Annotated in this window: 15 protein-coding genes and 1 tRNA gene; 8 read left to right on the top strand and 8 right to left on the bottom strand. The window is 66.2% G+C overall.

Features of this window, described 5'->3' with window-relative positions; genetic code table 11:
* Window positions 1-83 precede the first annotated feature (83 nt).
* The 4 genes from AYJ57_RS10620 to AYJ57_RS10605 all read left to right on the top strand — a co-directional run bounded on the left by AYJ57_RS10620 (window position 84) and on the right by AYJ57_RS10605 (window position 4,839).
* Window positions 84-767 carry a type 1 glutamine amidotransferase gene (locus AYJ57_RS10620; protein ID WP_066104752.1) on the top strand — a complete coding sequence of 228 codons (684 nt, stop codon included), beginning with the start codon at window positions 84-86 and terminating at the stop codon, window positions 765-767.
* Window positions 764-2,128, top strand: a complete 1,365-nt coding sequence (locus AYJ57_RS10615; protein ID WP_066104750.1) for a glutamine synthetase family protein — start codon at window positions 764-766, stop codon at window positions 2,126-2,128. The genes AYJ57_RS10620 and AYJ57_RS10615 overlap by 4 nt, the downstream gene beginning before the upstream one ends.
* An 85-nt stretch (window positions 2,129-2,213) precedes the next feature.
* A complete protein-coding gene (locus AYJ57_RS10610; protein ID WP_066104747.1) occupies window positions 2,214-3,515 on the top strand; it encodes an NAD(P)/FAD-dependent oxidoreductase in 1,302 nt (433 codons plus the stop codon).
* 112 nt (window positions 3,516-3,627) lie between these two features.
* Window positions 3,628-4,839 carry a DegT/DnrJ/EryC1/StrS family aminotransferase gene (locus tag AYJ57_RS10605; protein ID WP_066104744.1) on the top strand — a complete coding sequence of 404 codons (1,212 nt, stop codon included), beginning with the start codon at window positions 3,628-3,630 and terminating at the stop codon, window positions 4,837-4,839.
* Here the strand turns inward: AYJ57_RS10605 and AYJ57_RS10600 are convergent.
* The 5 genes from AYJ57_RS10600 to AYJ57_RS10580 form a co-directional block, all read right to left on the bottom strand.
* On the bottom strand, window positions 4,827-5,777 hold the full coding sequence (locus AYJ57_RS10600; protein WP_066104741.1) for a DMT family transporter: 951 nt from the start codon (window positions 5,775-5,777) through the stop codon (window positions 4,827-4,829). The genes AYJ57_RS10605 and AYJ57_RS10600 overlap by 13 nt on opposite strands.
* 121 nt (window positions 5,778-5,898) lie before the next feature.
* Window positions 5,899-6,459 carry a polyhydroxyalkanoate synthesis repressor PhaR gene (gene phaR, locus AYJ57_RS10595; protein WP_066104738.1) on the bottom strand — a complete coding sequence of 187 codons (561 nt, stop codon included), beginning with the start codon at window positions 6,457-6,459 and terminating at the stop codon, window positions 5,899-5,901.
* Window positions 6,460-6,608: 149 nt separating this feature from the next.
* On the bottom strand, window positions 6,609-7,583 hold the full coding sequence (locus tag AYJ57_RS10590) for a Gfo/Idh/MocA family protein (RefSeq protein WP_066104734.1): 975 nt from the start codon (window positions 7,581-7,583) through the stop codon (window positions 6,609-6,611).
* A 113-nt stretch (window positions 7,584-7,696) separates the two neighbouring features.
* The gene (gene rpoH / locus AYJ57_RS10585) at window positions 7,697-8,593 is read right to left on the bottom strand and encodes an RNA polymerase sigma factor RpoH (protein WP_066104732.1); all 897 of its coding nucleotides are present in this window, start codon (window positions 8,591-8,593) and stop codon (window positions 7,697-7,699) included.
* Between the two features lie 167 nt (window positions 8,594-8,760).
* On the bottom strand, window positions 8,761-9,789 hold the full coding sequence (locus tag AYJ57_RS10580; RefSeq protein WP_066104729.1) for an RluA family pseudouridine synthase: 1,029 nt from the start codon (window positions 9,787-9,789) through the stop codon (window positions 8,761-8,763).
* Here AYJ57_RS10580 and AYJ57_RS10575 point away from each other — a divergent pair.
* Window positions 9,788-10,102 carry a DUF6476 family protein gene (locus AYJ57_RS10575; RefSeq protein ID WP_066104726.1) on the top strand — a complete coding sequence of 105 codons (315 nt, stop codon included), beginning with the start codon at window positions 9,788-9,790 and terminating at the stop codon, window positions 10,100-10,102. The two genes, AYJ57_RS10580 and AYJ57_RS10575, sit on opposite strands and share 2 nt — an antisense overlap.
* Before the next feature lie 152 nt (window positions 10,103-10,254).
* Here the strand turns inward: AYJ57_RS10575 and AYJ57_RS10570 are convergent.
* Window positions 10,255-10,331: transfer RNA gene (locus tag AYJ57_RS10570), tRNA-His, on the bottom strand.
* A 53-nt stretch (window positions 10,332-10,384) separates the two neighbouring features.
* Window positions 10,385-10,879, bottom strand: coding sequence for a GNAT family N-acetyltransferase (locus AYJ57_RS10565; RefSeq protein ID WP_066104723.1), 495 nt, complete (start codon window positions 10,877-10,879; stop codon window positions 10,385-10,387).
* Between the two features lie 76 nt (window positions 10,880-10,955).
* Between AYJ57_RS10565 and AYJ57_RS10560 the strand changes: the two genes are divergently transcribed.
* The gene (locus tag AYJ57_RS10560) at window positions 10,956-11,144 is read left to right on the top strand and encodes a DUF6324 family protein (RefSeq protein WP_066104720.1); all 189 of its coding nucleotides are present in this window, start codon (window positions 10,956-10,958) and stop codon (window positions 11,142-11,144) included.
* A gap of 19 nt (window positions 11,145-11,163) precedes the next feature.
* Here AYJ57_RS10560 and AYJ57_RS10555 read toward each other — a convergent pair whose 3' ends face one another.
* Window positions 11,164-11,625, bottom strand: coding sequence for an MmcB family DNA repair protein (locus tag AYJ57_RS10555; protein ID WP_066104717.1), 462 nt, complete (start codon window positions 11,623-11,625; stop codon window positions 11,164-11,166).
* A gap of 109 nt (window positions 11,626-11,734) precedes the next feature.
* On the opposite strand from AYJ57_RS10555, the gene AYJ57_RS10550 reads away from it, so the two are divergent.
* Complete coding sequence (locus AYJ57_RS10550; protein WP_066104714.1) at window positions 11,735-13,105, top strand: hypothetical protein; 1,371 nt, start codon at window positions 11,735-11,737, stop codon at window positions 13,103-13,105.
* Window positions 13,102-13,833: a hypothetical protein gene (locus tag AYJ57_RS10545; RefSeq protein ID WP_066104712.1), complete on the top strand. Its 732-nt coding sequence runs from the start codon at window positions 13,102-13,104 to the stop codon at window positions 13,831-13,833. The genes AYJ57_RS10550 and AYJ57_RS10545 overlap by 4 nt, the downstream gene beginning before the upstream one ends.
* Window positions 13,834-13,968 lie beyond the last annotated feature (135 nt).

Raw genomic sequence — 13,968 nt, 5'->3', positions numbered from 1 at the left:
TCGGCGCAGAACGCCCTGGCCTGAAAGACGCGCCAGACAAACCGCGCCACATAAACCGCGCCAGCGAAACCAACGTGTGATCCATGAAAATCGGCATCCTGCAAACCGGCCTCGTCCCCGCGGAACTCGCGGCAGAGACCGGTGAATATCCCGCCTTCTTCGCCCGTCTTCTCGATGGCTACGGCTTCGACTTCGCCAGTTGGTCCGTGGTCGAGGGGCAGTTTCCCGAAGACCCCGAAGCCGCCGATGGCTGGCTGATCACCGGCTCGCGCCACGGCGCCTATGAAGAGCACGATTGGATCCCGCCGCTCGAGCAACTGATCCGCGACATCTACGCCGCTGGCAAACCGCTGATCGGCGTCTGCTTCGGCCATCAGATCATCGCGCAGGCGCTTGGCGGCAAGGTCGAGAAGCACCCCGGCGGCTGGATCATCGGCCCCACCGCCTATCACTTCGCGAGTGGCGACAAGATCATCAACGCGTGGCATCAGGACCAAGTCACCCAATTGCCGCCCGGCGCCGAGGTGATCGCCAGTTCGGACTATTGCGACTATGCCGCGCTGCTCTATCCCGGCCACGCCTACACGGTGCAGCCGCACCCCGAGTTCGACGACAGTTTCACCCGCGCGCTGATCGACACCCGCGGCCCCGGCGTGGTGCCGCAGGACAAGCTCGACGCCGCCGACAAGGCGCTTGGCACGCCGCTCGACCAGCGCGCCCTCGCCGATCAATTCGCGCATTTCTTCAAGCAAAAGGCTCTCGCATGACCGAAGACTGGACCAACCAGCTTCCGCAACCCGCCACCGCCTATCTCGAAGGGCGGCGGCTCGACGAGGTCGAATGCGTGATCGCCGACCTGCCCGGCATTGCCCGCGGCAAGGCGGTGCCTGCGTCGAAATTTGCCCGGCAGGATTATTTCCACCTGCCAGAGTCGATCTTCTACCAGACGATCACCGGCGACTGGGGCGAGGCGGCGGACGAAAACGAAGGTTTCATCGAGCGCGACATGATCCTGCGCCCGGACATGACCACCGCCACCGCCGCGCCGTGGACGGCCGACTGGACGCTGCAGGTGATCCACGACGCCTTTGACCGCAAGGGCGAGCCGATCCCCTACGCCCCGCGCAACGTGCTGAAGCGGGTGGTCGAGCTTTACCGCGCGCAGGGTTGGGAGCCGGTTGTGGCGCCGGAGATGGAATTCTTCCTTGTGGCGCGCAACGTCGATCCGGCGATCGACATCAAGCCGATGATGGGTCGCTCGGGCCGCCCCGCCGCCGCCCGGCAGGCCTATTCGATGACCGCCGTGGACGAGTTCGGCCCGGTGATCGACGACATTTACGACTTCGCCGAAGCGCAGGGCTTCGAGATCGACGGCATCACGCAGGAAGGCGGCGCCGGTCAGCTCGAGATCAACCTGCAGCACGGCGATCCGGTGAAGCTGGCCGACGAGATCTTCTACTTCAAGCGGCTGATCCGCGAGGCGGCGCTGCGCCACGACTGCTTTGCCACCTTCATGGCCAAGCCGATCGCCGATGAGCCGGGCTCGGCCATGCACATCCACCATTCGGTGATGGAGATCGAGACCGGGCGCAACATCTTCTCCGGCCCCGCCGGCGGCGAGACCGACGCCTTCTATCACTTCATCGGCGGGCTGCAGGCGCATCTTCCGGCGGCGATCGCCGTGCTGGCACCCTATGTGAACAGCTACCGCCGCTACGTGCGCGACAGCGCCGCACCGATCAACCTCGAATGGGGCCGCGACAACCGCACCACCGGCATCCGCATCCCGATCTCGGGTCCGTCGTCGCGGCGCGTCGAGAACCGCCTCGCGGGGATGGACTGCAACCCCTACCTCGGCATCGCCGCCTCGCTGGCCTGCGGCTACCTCGGCCTGATGGAAGAGCGGCGCCCGTCGAAGCAGTTCCGCGGCGACGCCTATGAGGGGGAGGGCGACATCCCGCGCGTGCTGGGACAGGCGCTGGATATCTTCGACGAGGCGACCAAGCTGCACGAGGTGCTGGGGCCGGACTTTGCCCGCGTCTACTCGATCGTGAAGCGCACCGAGTACGAAGAATTTCTCGCGGTGATCTCGCCGTGGGAACGCGAGCACCTGCTGCTCAACGTCTGAGCCGGGAACGGGCGCGAACAGGCCGGGGGCGCTGCCCCCGGACCCCCGGGATATTTGCATCTAGACGAAGCGGAGGCGGTGTTTCATGGACCTGCTGTTTTCCAACGACCGGCGCGGGGAATACCCGCAAAGCTGGTACGCGGCGACTGCCGATGCGCTGCCCCCCTTCCCCGCGCTCGAAGGCGAGGCGCGGGCAGATGTCTGCATCATCGGCGGCGGCTATACCGGGCTGTCGGCGGCGCTGCATCTGGCCGAAGCCGGGCTCGATGTGGCGCTGCTGGAGGCGCATCGCGTCGGATTTGGCGCTTCGGGGCGCAACGGCGGGCAGCTTGGGTCGGGACAGCGGCAGGATCAGCTGAGCCTCGAGAAGATGGTTGGTGAGGCCGACGCTCGGGTGCTTTGGGATCTTGGCGAGGAAGCCAAGGATCTCTGCCGCAGCCTCATCGCAAAGCATGGCATCGACTGTTATCTGCGCGACGGCGTGGCATGGTGCGGCTCCAGCAAGGGCGACGTGCAGCATCTGCATGAGTATGCCGATCATATGGGCACGCGCTATGGCTACGAGATCGAGCAGCTCGACGCCGGGGCCTTCCATGAGCTCTGCCCCTCGCCCGACTATTGTGGCGGCGTGCTCGACATGGGCGCTGCGCATCTGCACCCGCTGCGCTTTGCCCAAGGGCTGGCGAAAGCGGCGGCAGGCGCCGGGGCGCGCATCTATGAGACCAGCCATGTCTCAAAGGTCGATCAGGGCCCCGAGGCGGTCATCCACACGGGCAAGGGCCGTCTGCGCGCGGGCCATGTGATCTATGCCTGCAACGGCTATCTTGGCGATCTGCAGCCCAAGGTCGCGGCGCGCGTTATGCCGATCAACAATTTCGTCGTCGCCACCGAGCCGTTGGGGGAGCGCACCCGTGAAGTGCTGACCCGCGACGTGGCCGTGGCCGACAGCAAATTCGTGGTGAACTACTTCCGCCTCAGCCACGACGGGCGGCTGCTGTTCGGCGGCGGTGAGAGCTACGGCTACCGTTTCCCCGCGGACATCCGCGCGCTGGTGCGCAAGCCGATGCTGGAGATTTTCCCGCAGCTTGAGGATGTGAAGATCGACTACGCCTGGGGCGGCACGCTGGCGATCACCATGAAGCGCCTGCCGCTGCTGGCGCGGCTGGGTCCCAACGTGCTGTCGGCCTCGGGCTATTCGGGCCACGGCGTCGGCACCGCGGTTCATGCCGGGCGGCTGCTGGCCGAGGCGGTGCGCGGCCAGTCTGCTGGCTTCGACGCCATGGCGGCGCTGCCGGTCCCCAGCTTCCCCGGCGGCGCGGCGCTGCGCTCGCCGCTGCTGGTGCTGGCGATGAGCTGGTACGCGCTGCGCGACCGCCTCGGAATCTAAGAAAAAATCCGCCGACCCCTGCAAGGCCCCCGTATTTTGCGGGGGCTTTATACTTGGCTGTCACAAACACGGTGTTTAAGGTTTTCGAAAGAGACAATTCGGGATTTGTGAAATGAGCAGCCTTCCCAACATGCATGACGCCGAGCCGATCCCCGAGGAAGCGCGGGCCGGGATCGAGCGTCTGCTGCAATCGGGCGACCTTTTCCGCTACACCGCCGCCGAGGATGCGCCCGTCGCGCTGCTGGAACGCGAATTCGCGGCGATGCTGGGCAGCAAATACGCGCTGGCGGTGTCGAGTTGCTCGGCGGCGCTGTTCCTGTCGCTGAAGGCGCTCGGCCTGCCGCGCGGCGCTAAGGTGATGATCCCCGGCTTCACCTTCGCCGCCGTGCCCTCGTCGATCGTCCATGCCGATTGCGTGCCGGTGCTTTGCGAGGTGGGCGAGAACTACCGCATTGACCTGAGCGACTTCGAGGCCAAGCTCGGCGACGTGCAGGCGGTGATCATCAGCCATATGCGCGGCCACACCTCGGACATGGACGCGATCCTGTCGCTCTGCGACGCGCGCGCTGTGCCGGTGATCGAAGACGCGGCGCATTCGCTGGGCACCACTTGGGCGGGCCGCAACATCGGCACGCTGGGCAAGGTCGGCTGCTTCAGCTTCCAGAGCTACAAGCTGGTCAACGCTGGCGAGGGCGGCATCCTGATCACCGATGATGCCGATCTGGTGGCGCGGGCGGTGATCCTCTCGGGCGCTTACGAGCATAACTGGAAAAAGCATATGACGCCGGGCGACAATTCGGCTGAGTTGGAAGAGGCTTTTGCCCGCTGGCAGAACCGGCTGCCGCTTTATAACCTGCGCCTGTCGAACCTTGCCGCCGCAGTGATCCGCCCGCAGTTGCCGCAGGTCGCGCGCCGGGTGCGCGACGGGCGCCGCAACCACGATCATGTGGCCGCCATCCTGAACCGCTCGCCGTGGATCGAGGTGCCGGAAAAGCTTGGCCCCGAAGAGCGCGCGCCGGATTCGCTGCAGTTCAACCTTGTCGGCATGGATGCTGCCGAGATGCGCGCCTTCATCGAGGCCGCGGCGGAGGGCGGCGTGAAAGTGCAGCTCTTTGGCCTGTCGACCGACAACGCCCGCGCCTTTTGGAACTGGCAGTTCCTCACCGAGATCCCCGAGCTGCCGCGCACCCGCGCCATGCTCGAGCGCGCCTGCGACACGCGGCTGCCGGCGCGGCTGACGCTGGAGGAATGCTCTGCGGTGGCCGAGGTTCTGGTCAGCGCGGCGGAAAGCGTGATGGGGCCGCTGCGCGCCTACGGCACCTGAGTGCTGCCTTTTGACCGGCGCTTGGGCCGACGGCGCAGTCGCGCCGTCAGCCGCCCGTCGGTCACCAAGAGCCCCAGCGCGATCACCCCAAGCCCAAGGTAGACCCCCGGCGACAGACGCTCGCCAAGGAAGAGCGCGCCCAGAAGGATCGCGAAAGGCGGGATCAGCAGCGTCACCAGCATCAGGTTCGCCGCGCCAGCCCGCGCGAGAATGGCGAAATAGAGGATGAAGGCCAGTGCCGTGGCCAGCAGCGACAGCCCCAGCAGCGCGCCCCAGACCCCGGCCGGATAGTCGAGGCTCGGCACACCCTCGCGCCAGATCACCAGCGGCAGCAGCAGCGCCGTGCTTCCGGCCAGCATCCCAAAGGCGTTGACCAGCGGCGGCTGCCCCGCGAGGCGCAGCTTGGCCCAGACGCTGGCGAGCGAATAGCTCAGCGCCGCCAGCAGCACCGCCCCCTGCCCGAGGTTGCGCGGGTCCAGCGTCGTCAGCCGCTCGGGTCCGATCACCACCGCCACCCCGCAAAGCCCCAACGCCGCGCCCGCCAGCTTGTGCCAGCTCAGCCGCTCGTCGCGCAGCAGCAGCCCGGCGACCACCGCGCCCAGCACCCCGGTCGAGGCATTGAGGATGGCGGCCAGCCCGCTTTCGATATAGGTCTGCCCCCAGAAGATCAGCGTGAAGGGGATGGCGTTGTTGAGCGCGCCCATCACCAGATAGGCACTCCAGACACGCGCGCTGCGCGGCAAGGCAAGCCCGCGCCAGCGCAGCACCAGCCAGAGCGCCGGCAGCGCCAGCGCCACGCGGTGCAGCGTCACCTGCATCGGGCTGAGCGCGCGCAGGGCGATCTCGGCAAAGAGGAACGTGCTGCCCCAAAGCGCCGCGAGGGCGAGCAGCAGCAGGGCGGCGGTACGGTCGATACGGGGGGAAGCTGCGTGATCCATGCCCCCGCTTTGCCCGATCCGGGGCGGCGGGGAAATCCGGATCCTGCGCAATGCGCCGGGTGGCGGGGCGCCAAAAAGCAGATCGGGCCCCGAAGGGCCCTGGATCACTTGGGTGTCTTGATCATTTGTCCATCTTGGAGAGCTTCTGCTGCAGCTCGGCGAGTTGTTTCTTGATCGCCGCGAGGTCTTCCTCGCTCTCGCCGCCGCTCTCGTCTTCTTTCGAGGGGCCGGACCAATTGCCGCCCATCTGGCCAGACATGGCTTTCAGGAAGGCTTCTTGCTGCGCCTGCATCGCCTCGAGGCCGGGGATCTTCGGCATCATAGGATTGACCTGCGCCATGCCCTCGGCCCATTTGCTCTGGCTGTCGCGGAACATCTCGAAGCTGGCCGCAAGGAACTGCGGCACCGCCGAGGTGGCCTGCGTCGTATAGCTGCGCACGAGGTCGGTCAGCACGTTGATCGGCAGCACGCTCTCGCCGCGGCTTTCATGCTCGGCGACGATCTGCAGCAGATATTGACGCGTCAGGTCATCGCCCGATTTCAGGTCGACGATCTGCACGTCGCGACCGTCGCGGATGAAACCCGAGATGTCCTCGAGCGTCACATAATCGCTGGTCTCGGTGTTGTAGAGCCGCCGGCTCGCATAGCGCTTGATGAGCAGCGGTTTTTCGGTGTCAGCCACGTTGGACCCTCCCTCCACGCAGAGTTGAGGAAAAGCCTATGCGAGCGCAGAAAAAAAGAAAAGCACCAGTTTCACCGACACTTGCCGGACGGCTCACCGCCGCGATGCTGCAACATGCTGCATCGCGGCCTTAAAAATGCTGCGCAGCATTAGCCCTGCGGCGCTGCGGCGAAGATACGGTCGATGAATTCCTGCGTGCCGCGGCAGAACTCCAGCGGCAGCGGATAGTCGGCCTCGCCCTTCACCGCCCTGTTGAACGCTTCCACCTGCAGCACGTAATGATTCTCGGCGGGCCAGCGCCATGTGCGCGTCTCCAGCCCCGGCCCGTGAACCTCGACGCGCGCTTCGCCAAAGACCTGCACGTTGAAGGGCACCGGCAAGCGCATCACCGCCTTGGTGCCATGCAGCACGATCTCCTGCCAAAGCGCCGCCCGCGTCGAGACCCGCCCGGTGTAGAGAAACCCCGGAAACTGCGCCATCACATGCGCCGAGGCATCCACACCGTTCTGCCAGTCGATCTGGGCCGCGAGGATCTCGCCGGGCTCCTGCCCGGTGATCAGCCGGATCGACCCGAAGGCATAGACCCCGATGTCGCGCATCGCGCCGCCGCCGACATCGGCCTGATTGCGGATGTTCTGCATGTCGTCGTTGTAGAAGCTGTGGGTCGAGTCGACGCGCAGCAGATCGCCGATCTCTCCGGCCTGCAGCAATTCGCGCGCCTTGGCGAACTGCGGGTGATGCGCCACCATCCAGGCCTCGGCGATCAGCTTGCCGGTCTTCTGCCGCACCGCCACCAGATCGTCGATCTCTTCGGCCTGCATGGCGATGGGTTTTTCGCAGAGCACATGTTTGCCCGCCTCCGCGGCCTTCCGGCTCCATTCCACGTGCAGCGCGTTGGGTAGTGGGATGTAGACCGCGTCGATCTCGGGATCGGCCAAAAGCGCGTCGTAGCTGTCATGCACCCGCAAGCCGGGAGCAAAGGCGGCGAAGGGCTCGGCCTTCTCGGGCTTGGAGCTCGCCAGCGCGGTCAGCGCCCCGCCCCGCGCCGCATGGATCGCTGGCCCCATGTGGTTCTTTGCGAAATTCGCAGCGCCCAGAATGCCCCATCTGACGTAATCACCCATGCTCAAATCCTTTCAGCCTTTGCGCAGATGGTAGCGTCGCCGCAGGGGGCTGCAAGCAGAACGCCCGCCGCAGGTGCGACGGGCGTTCGGGGACACGTTCGGGAGGCGCGACGTCAGGCGTCGCTCAGCATTCCCTGTTCCTGCGCAAGCTCTCGCATGCGCTTCTGCAGTTTCTCGAAGGCGCGCACCTCGATCTGACGGATCCGCTCGCGGCTGACGTCATAGACGCTCGACAGTTCCTCCAGCGTCACCGCCTGTTCAGCAAGACGGCGCTGGGTGAGAATGTCCTTCTCGCGGTCATTGAGCACGTCCATGGCCTGCGCCAGCATCGCTCGGCGCGCATCCATCTCGTCGCGCTCGGCATAGTCGGCGGCCTGATCGGCGTCCTCGTCTTCGAGCCAGTCCTGCCACTGCATCGAGCCTTCGCCCTCCGCGCCGACCGTGGCGTTGAGTGAGGCGTCGCTGCCCGACATGCGCCGGTTCATCGAGATCACCTCATCCTCGGACACGCCGAGATCGGTGGCGATACGCTCGACGTGCTCGGGACGCAGATCGCCGTCCTCCAGCGCGCCAATGCGGTTCTTGGCCTTGCGCAGGTTGAAGAACAGCTTCTTCTGCGCCGAGGTGGTGCCCAGCTTCACCAGGCTCCACGACCGCAGGATGTATTCCTGGATCGAGGCGCGGATCCACCACATGGCGTAGGTCGCAAGGCGAAAGCCCTTCTCGGGGTCAAAGCGCTTCACCGCCTGCATCAGGCCGACGTTGGCCTCCGAGATGACCTCGGCCTGCGGCAGACCGTAGCCCCGATAGCCCATGGCGATCTTGGCCGCGAGACGCAGGTGGCTGGTGACCATCTTATGGGCCGACTCGGCGTCCTGCTCTTCGACCCAGCGCTTGGCCAGCATGTATTCTTCTTCCGGCTCCAGAAGCGGGAACTTCCGGATTTCTTGCAGGTACCGGCTGAGGCCGGCTTCCGGCGACGGCGCCGGCAGATTGGCGTAGTTGCTCACGTGTCCGTTCCTCCAATGTTATGGGGGTTAACATGCCATATGGGCAGGCCCCCGGATCATTTCAAGGCCGCGATGTTAGCGGTCTTACGAAGGTTTCACGTTTCTAACGCATGGATCCGTCGCGCGGATCCGTATTTCGCCGCTTTCACGCAGATGGGAAGCTTATGTCATTCCCCGCGCAGCACCTGCAAAAGATCGGCCATGTCTGCGGGAAGCTCCGCCTCGAAGCGCAGATGCTCGCCGGTGACCGGATGCTCAAAGCCCAGCAGAGCCGCGTGCAGCGCCTGCCGGTCAAAGCTGGTCGCCGCCGCCAATGCCTCGGGCGACAGCGCTTTCGGCGAGAGCTTGCGCTTGCCGCCATAGACCGGATCGCCGATCAGCCCGTGACCGGCATGGGCCATATGCACGCGGATTTGATGGGTGCGCCCGGTCTCCAGCCGGCATTCGACCAGCGCCAGCGACGGCGGCGTGCCAAAGCTTTCCAGCACCCGCGCGCGGGTGGTGGCGTGGCGTCCCTGCCCGTCGAAATAGACCGCCTGCCGCTGCCGGTCGGTCTTGTGCCGCGCCAGCCCCGATTGAATGCAGATCACCTCGCCGGGCTCGACAGACACGCCGCGCACACCGCGCAGCCGCGGATCGGCGGTCGAGGGCAGGCCATGCACCACCGCCAGATAGGCGCGCTCGGCGCTGTGCTTCTCGAATTGTGCCGCCAGCCCGTGGTGCGCGCGGTCGGATTTGGCCACGACCAGCAGGCCGGAGGTGTCCTTGTCGATCCGGTGCACGATGCCCGGTCGCTTCATGCCGCCGACCCCAGACAGATCGTCGCCGAAATGGAACAGCAGCGCGTTGACCAGCGTGCCCGAGGGCGTGCCCGGCGCGGGATGCACCACCATGCCCGCGGGCTTGTTCACCACCACGAGGTCGGCATCCTCCCAGATGATGTCGAGCGGGATGTCCTCGGGGCCGATGTGGCTCTCTTCGGCTTGCGGCACAGAGATCTCCAGCACATCGCCCTCGGCCACTTTGGCCTTGGGGTCCGACAGCACCTCGCCGCCACGGGTCACCGCGCCCTCGGCGATGAGCCGGGCCAGCCGGGTGCGCGAGAGGGCCGCTTCCTCTGGCACATCGCGCGCCAGCGCCTTATCAAGGCGCGGCGGCGGGGCTTCCCCGATGACGATGCGCAGAGGCTGCTCCATGTCCAATACTCCCGAAAACCCTGAGGATTTGCCCGAACCCGCCAACCTGCGCTTCCTGCGCCGGCTGGTGACGTTGCTGACGGCGGTGATGATCGCAGGGCTTGTAGCGATCCTGTCGCTGATTGTCATCCGCTTCACGAACGCCCGCGCGCCGCTTCCCGACGAGATCACCCTGCCCTCCGGCACCAAGGCAACGGCCTTCACCCAAGGCTCGGATTGGTACGCGGTGGTGACAGCGGACGATGAGATCCTCATCTTCAACCGCGAAGACCATCAGTTGCGCCAGACCATCGCGGTCAAGACCAACGAATAGACCTTCGTCTAGACAAAAATATCCCGGGGAGTCCGCGCATCAGCGCGGACGGGGCAGCGCCCCAAAAACACCCGCATCCACACACCAGACGAGCGGCCAGACGAGCGACATCTGTCCTGCAGCGCGACAAGCGATTTTCCGAAGGGGGGAGATGGTACCGCCTTCCCGGTTCGAACGGGAGACCTCTTGATCCACAATCAAGCGCTCTAACCTACTGAGCTAAGGCGGCACGCTCGGGGGGAATAACGCCCTCCATTTTCGAATGCAAGCAGAAATCCGGCACTAAATTTGCCGCTCCCAATGCTGTTCGACCAGCGCCTGCCCGAAGCTGGTCACAGGTGTCGACGAGACAAGGGAAAACCCGTTCTTGGCATAGAGCGCGCAGGCGGCCTCATGGCTTTCATGAGTCCAGAGCGTCATGCGCCCGTAGCCCGCCTCGCGCGCGAATCCCATGCAGGCGTCGAGCAAGCGCTGCCCCAGACCAAGCCCCCGCGCGTCGGGCACCAGCAGAAAGAGCCGCAGCTTCGCCAGCCCCTCGCCCGCGCGCACGCAAAAGATGCTGCCGAGTCGCTGCCCGCCCGCCCATGCAACCCAGCCGCGCTCGCAGGCAGGATCATGCGCGGCCTCAAACTCCTTCAGGATGCTCTCCACCAGCACGCCGAAGCTGTCGTCGAACCCCTCGGCCTTGGCGTAAAGCTGGGCGTGCTGCGCCACCAGCCAGCCGCGATCGGCGGGCTCATAGGGCTTCAACGTGACCTGATCGCTTACCTGATTCATGGACTTCCGCCCCCGCGCTTGCATTATGATCGGTGCGGGACTAAGTCCGCGCAATTCCATTCTGATGAGGGTGATCATGGGGATCAACAGCGAACGCGACATCGAGGCCAACCTGCAGATCGGCCCGACCGACCAGGGTATGGTGCGCCTTTACGTCTTTGCCGGCGACCTCGAGATCCCGATGGATTTCGATCCCGAAGAGGCCGAGGAAATCGCCGAAGAACTGCGCGCTGCAGCCGCCACCGCGCGCAAGGTAAAGCGCTGAGCCAGCGCCGCAGCTAACCTCACCCCCAGGCGTCGAGTCGCGCCTCGGGGTCGCGCAGCGCCTGCAGGCGCCGCGCCGCATGGATGGCGAAGCGCCGGATCAGCGCATTGCGCCGCGCGCCGCTGAGCTTCACCTCCGGCGCCATCCGCAGCACTTCCGCATCATAGGCATCGGCGATGATCAGCCCCGTCCCTTCCGGCAGCAGATCGGTCGGGAAAGCCTCATCCACCGCCCAGAAATAGCGGTCGCACCAGTCAAGATAGCCCTCCCATTTGCCGTCCGACATGAAATCGGCGCGGCTGCTCTTGCACTCCACAACCCAGATCTCACCCTTCGGCCCCAGCGCCATGACGTCGACGCGCTTGCCGCGCTCGGGGGTGAACTCCTCGACGACAGCAAAGCCGAGGCTGGCAAGATGACGGCACACGCCCCGCGCCAGAAGCTGGCCGGGCATCAGTGGGGTATCGGTCTGCGGGATCATGGCCCCAATATGAACAATACGTGAACAAAAGCAAGCAGAGAGCCGCTCACTCTTTTTTGCGCCGCCTGCGCGCCTATTTCTTGTCAAATGGTTGCAGGAGGCCACACGCATGACCGCCACGACTGACGACGCCGACAGGACCGACGATATCCGCTCCGGCCAGTCCAAGACACGCGGGCTGCGGCACGCGCGCGAGCTGGAATCGCACCTCGGCTGGCTCGACACGTTTTCCGGCACCGCGCTCGGGGTTCTGTCGGTCGCCTCCGGCATTTACACCTATCTCGGCGTGTCCTCGCTGCTCGAAGAAGGCGGCGCCTTCACCGTCTTTGCCGCCGTCGCCTATTCGGTCGCGGTCTCGGTCGGGATCTTCGTCTTCTGGTCCTACCTGATGCGCCTTTTCCCGGCGATGCGCTCGACACGTGCACGCATGGGGCTGCTGGGGGCCATGGGGCTTGGCTCGCTGGCGATCATCGCCATGTCGTCCTGGCTCAACGCGGCGGCGCTGGCGGGCTCGGCGGCGGTTGAACAGCATCTCGCCACAACCGTGCAGCAATACCAGGGCGCGCTGGAGCGCACCCATGAGATCGCCCTCACCGGACAATCCCTCGAACGCGACGTGGCCCGCGTCCGGCAGAGCTTCGAGGATCTGTCGGAACAGGAGGCGCAGGGCTCGCTGTCGGGCCTCGCCGGGCGCGGCGCGGTGTTCCGGGTGCTGCGCCAGAAGGCCGCCGAACTGTCGGCGCTCGAGGCACAGATCGCCGAGCAGACACCGCTGGTCGACAGCGCCTTCGCGCAGGGCAACGCCATTCTGTCGCGGATGCGCGCGCTGACCGTCGAGCCCGGCCCGGTGGAGCCGCGCTCGGTGGAGTTTTCCGAGGCCGCGGTGGAGCTGCAGGGGCTGATCGCGCAGCTGCGCCAGCTCTCGGTCGCGCCGCTGGTGGAACGCGCGGCGCAGGATCTCGCCGCCTCGGTGGTGCTGCCCGAGCTTGACGGCCAGAGCGACGCCGACCGCGGCAATCAGGCCGCCACCATCACTTCGGTGCTGGATGTTCTGGCGCAGCGCGCCACCACGCTGGAACGCGCCGCGCAGAACGTGCTGGCGCTGCAGCCCGCCGCCGAGGTCACCTATACGCCGGTCTCTGCCGCAGACGCGGTGATCATGTACGCTCGCAACTTCGTGCCATCCTGGGCCGGGGCGATCGCCATCGACCTGCTGCCCGCGGTGCTGGTGCTGATCCTCGCGGTCACCCATGGCGCCATCCGCCATGGCCGCGAAGGCGCCGAGATCGAAGACACGCTGACCCTCGCCGAGCTGCGCGCCGCGCTGCACGCCATGCGCGACGTCGAGGCCACCATGGCCCGCACGCCCGCTGCCGCCGAAGCCGCGCCGATCGCGCCCGAGGGCACCACAGAGCGCGACGCTGCAGATCCCCCCGCAGATCACCCTGAGGTCTCGCGCCTGCCGGGACGCAGCACATGAAACTCAGCGTCTCGCGCGCGCTGACCGGCGCGCTGGTGCTGCAGATCGCTCTGGGGGCCTTTCTGGTCGTTGGCGATCTCGGAACCTCGGATTTCTCCCTGCCCCGCTTCGGCCCCTCCGCGCCGCGGCTGTCACAGCCGGTGCAGCCCGGCGATCAGCGCCGCACCTTCGCTCCGAACCGCGATCTGCCGCCGCTCTCTCCGCTGCGTGATCCGGGCGATCTGCCGGAGCGGCTGACGCTGACCCAGACCGAGGGCGCCACGTGGCGGCTGGAAGGTACGATCGCCGACGGGGACGCCGAGCGCGTCATCAAAGTCCTCGACGAGTCGCAGCCAGAGACGGTGATCCTACAAAGCCCCGGTGGCTCGGTCCCCGATGCGCTGGCCATCGGGCGCCACATCCGCGAGATGGGCCTCGGCACGCGCATGCTGGAGGGCGAGTTCTGCTATTCCGCCTGCCCCTATCTGCTCGCCTCCGGCGTCACCCGCGACATCCCCGAGGGCGCCTCGGTCGGCGTGCACCAGCATTACTTTGGCGAAAGCACGATCCTGCCCGCCTTTGTCGCGGTCGAGCAGATCCAGCGCGGTCAGGGCGAGGTGATGGAATATCTCGACGAGATGGGCATCGACCCGATGCTGCTGCGCCCCGCGCTCGCCACACCTTCCGATCAGATCTACGTGCTGCTGCCCGAGGAGCTGACCCGTTACAACTTCGTGACCGGATCATGACGGTGCCGCGCCGAGGATTTGCGCCCTGCCCCTTGCCGCGAGGCCACGCAGAGACTATCTGCGGCTCAGGCGGGTTCTGACCTTTGCGTGCATGGTTGCATTCCGGTGGCCTTAAGCAATTCCGAGGGAGTTGGC

The organism is Salipiger sp. CCB-MM3 (assembly GCF_001687105.1).
Lineage (GTDB): Bacteria > Pseudomonadota > Alphaproteobacteria > Rhodobacterales > Rhodobacteraceae > Salipiger.
The sequence above is the reverse complement of the archived record's forward strand: the minus strand, read 5'-3'. Positions and strand labels throughout refer to the sequence as shown.

Bases quoted from the DNA above. Each gene is read 5' to 3' on its own strand.
- AYJ57_RS10615 (WP_066104750.1), top strand. From the start codon at position 764: ATGACCGAAGACTGGACCAACCAGCTTCCGCAACCCGCCACCGCCTAT.
- AYJ57_RS10560 (WP_066104720.1), top strand. From the start codon at position 10,956: ATGGGGATCAACAGCGAACGCGACATCGAGGCCAACCTGCAGATCGGC.
- AYJ57_RS10600 (WP_066104741.1), bottom strand. From the start codon at position 5,777: ATGGATCACGCAGCTTCCCCCCGTATCGACCGTACCGCCGCCCTGCTG.
- AYJ57_RS10545 (WP_066104712.1), top strand. From the start codon at position 13,102: ATGAAACTCAGCGTCTCGCGCGCGCTGACCGGCGCGCTGGTGCTGCAG.
- AYJ57_RS10580 (WP_066104729.1), bottom strand. From the start codon at position 9,789: ATGGAGCAGCCTCTGCGCATCGTCATCGGGGAAGCCCCGCCGCCGCGC.
- AYJ57_RS10550 (WP_066104714.1), top strand. From the start codon at position 11,735: ATGACCGCCACGACTGACGACGCCGACAGGACCGACGATATCCGCTCC.
- AYJ57_RS10620 (WP_066104752.1), top strand. From the start codon at position 84: ATGAAAATCGGCATCCTGCAAACCGGCCTCGTCCCCGCGGAACTCGCG.
- AYJ57_RS10565 (WP_066104723.1), bottom strand. From the start codon at position 10,879: ATGAATCAGGTAAGCGATCAGGTCACGTTGAAGCCCTATGAGCCCGCC.
- AYJ57_RS10605 (WP_066104744.1), top strand. From the start codon at position 3,628: ATGAGCAGCCTTCCCAACATGCATGACGCCGAGCCGATCCCCGAGGAA.
- AYJ57_RS10575 (WP_066104726.1), top strand. From the start codon at position 9,788: ATGTCCAATACTCCCGAAAACCCTGAGGATTTGCCCGAACCCGCCAAC.
- AYJ57_RS10590 (WP_066104734.1), bottom strand. From the start codon at position 7,583: ATGGGTGATTACGTCAGATGGGGCATTCTGGGCGCTGCGAATTTCGCA.
- AYJ57_RS10610 (WP_066104747.1), top strand. From the start codon at position 2,214: ATGGACCTGCTGTTTTCCAACGACCGGCGCGGGGAATACCCGCAAAGC.
- AYJ57_RS10555 (WP_066104717.1), bottom strand. From the start codon at position 11,625: ATGATCCCGCAGACCGATACCCCACTGATGCCCGGCCAGCTTCTGGCG.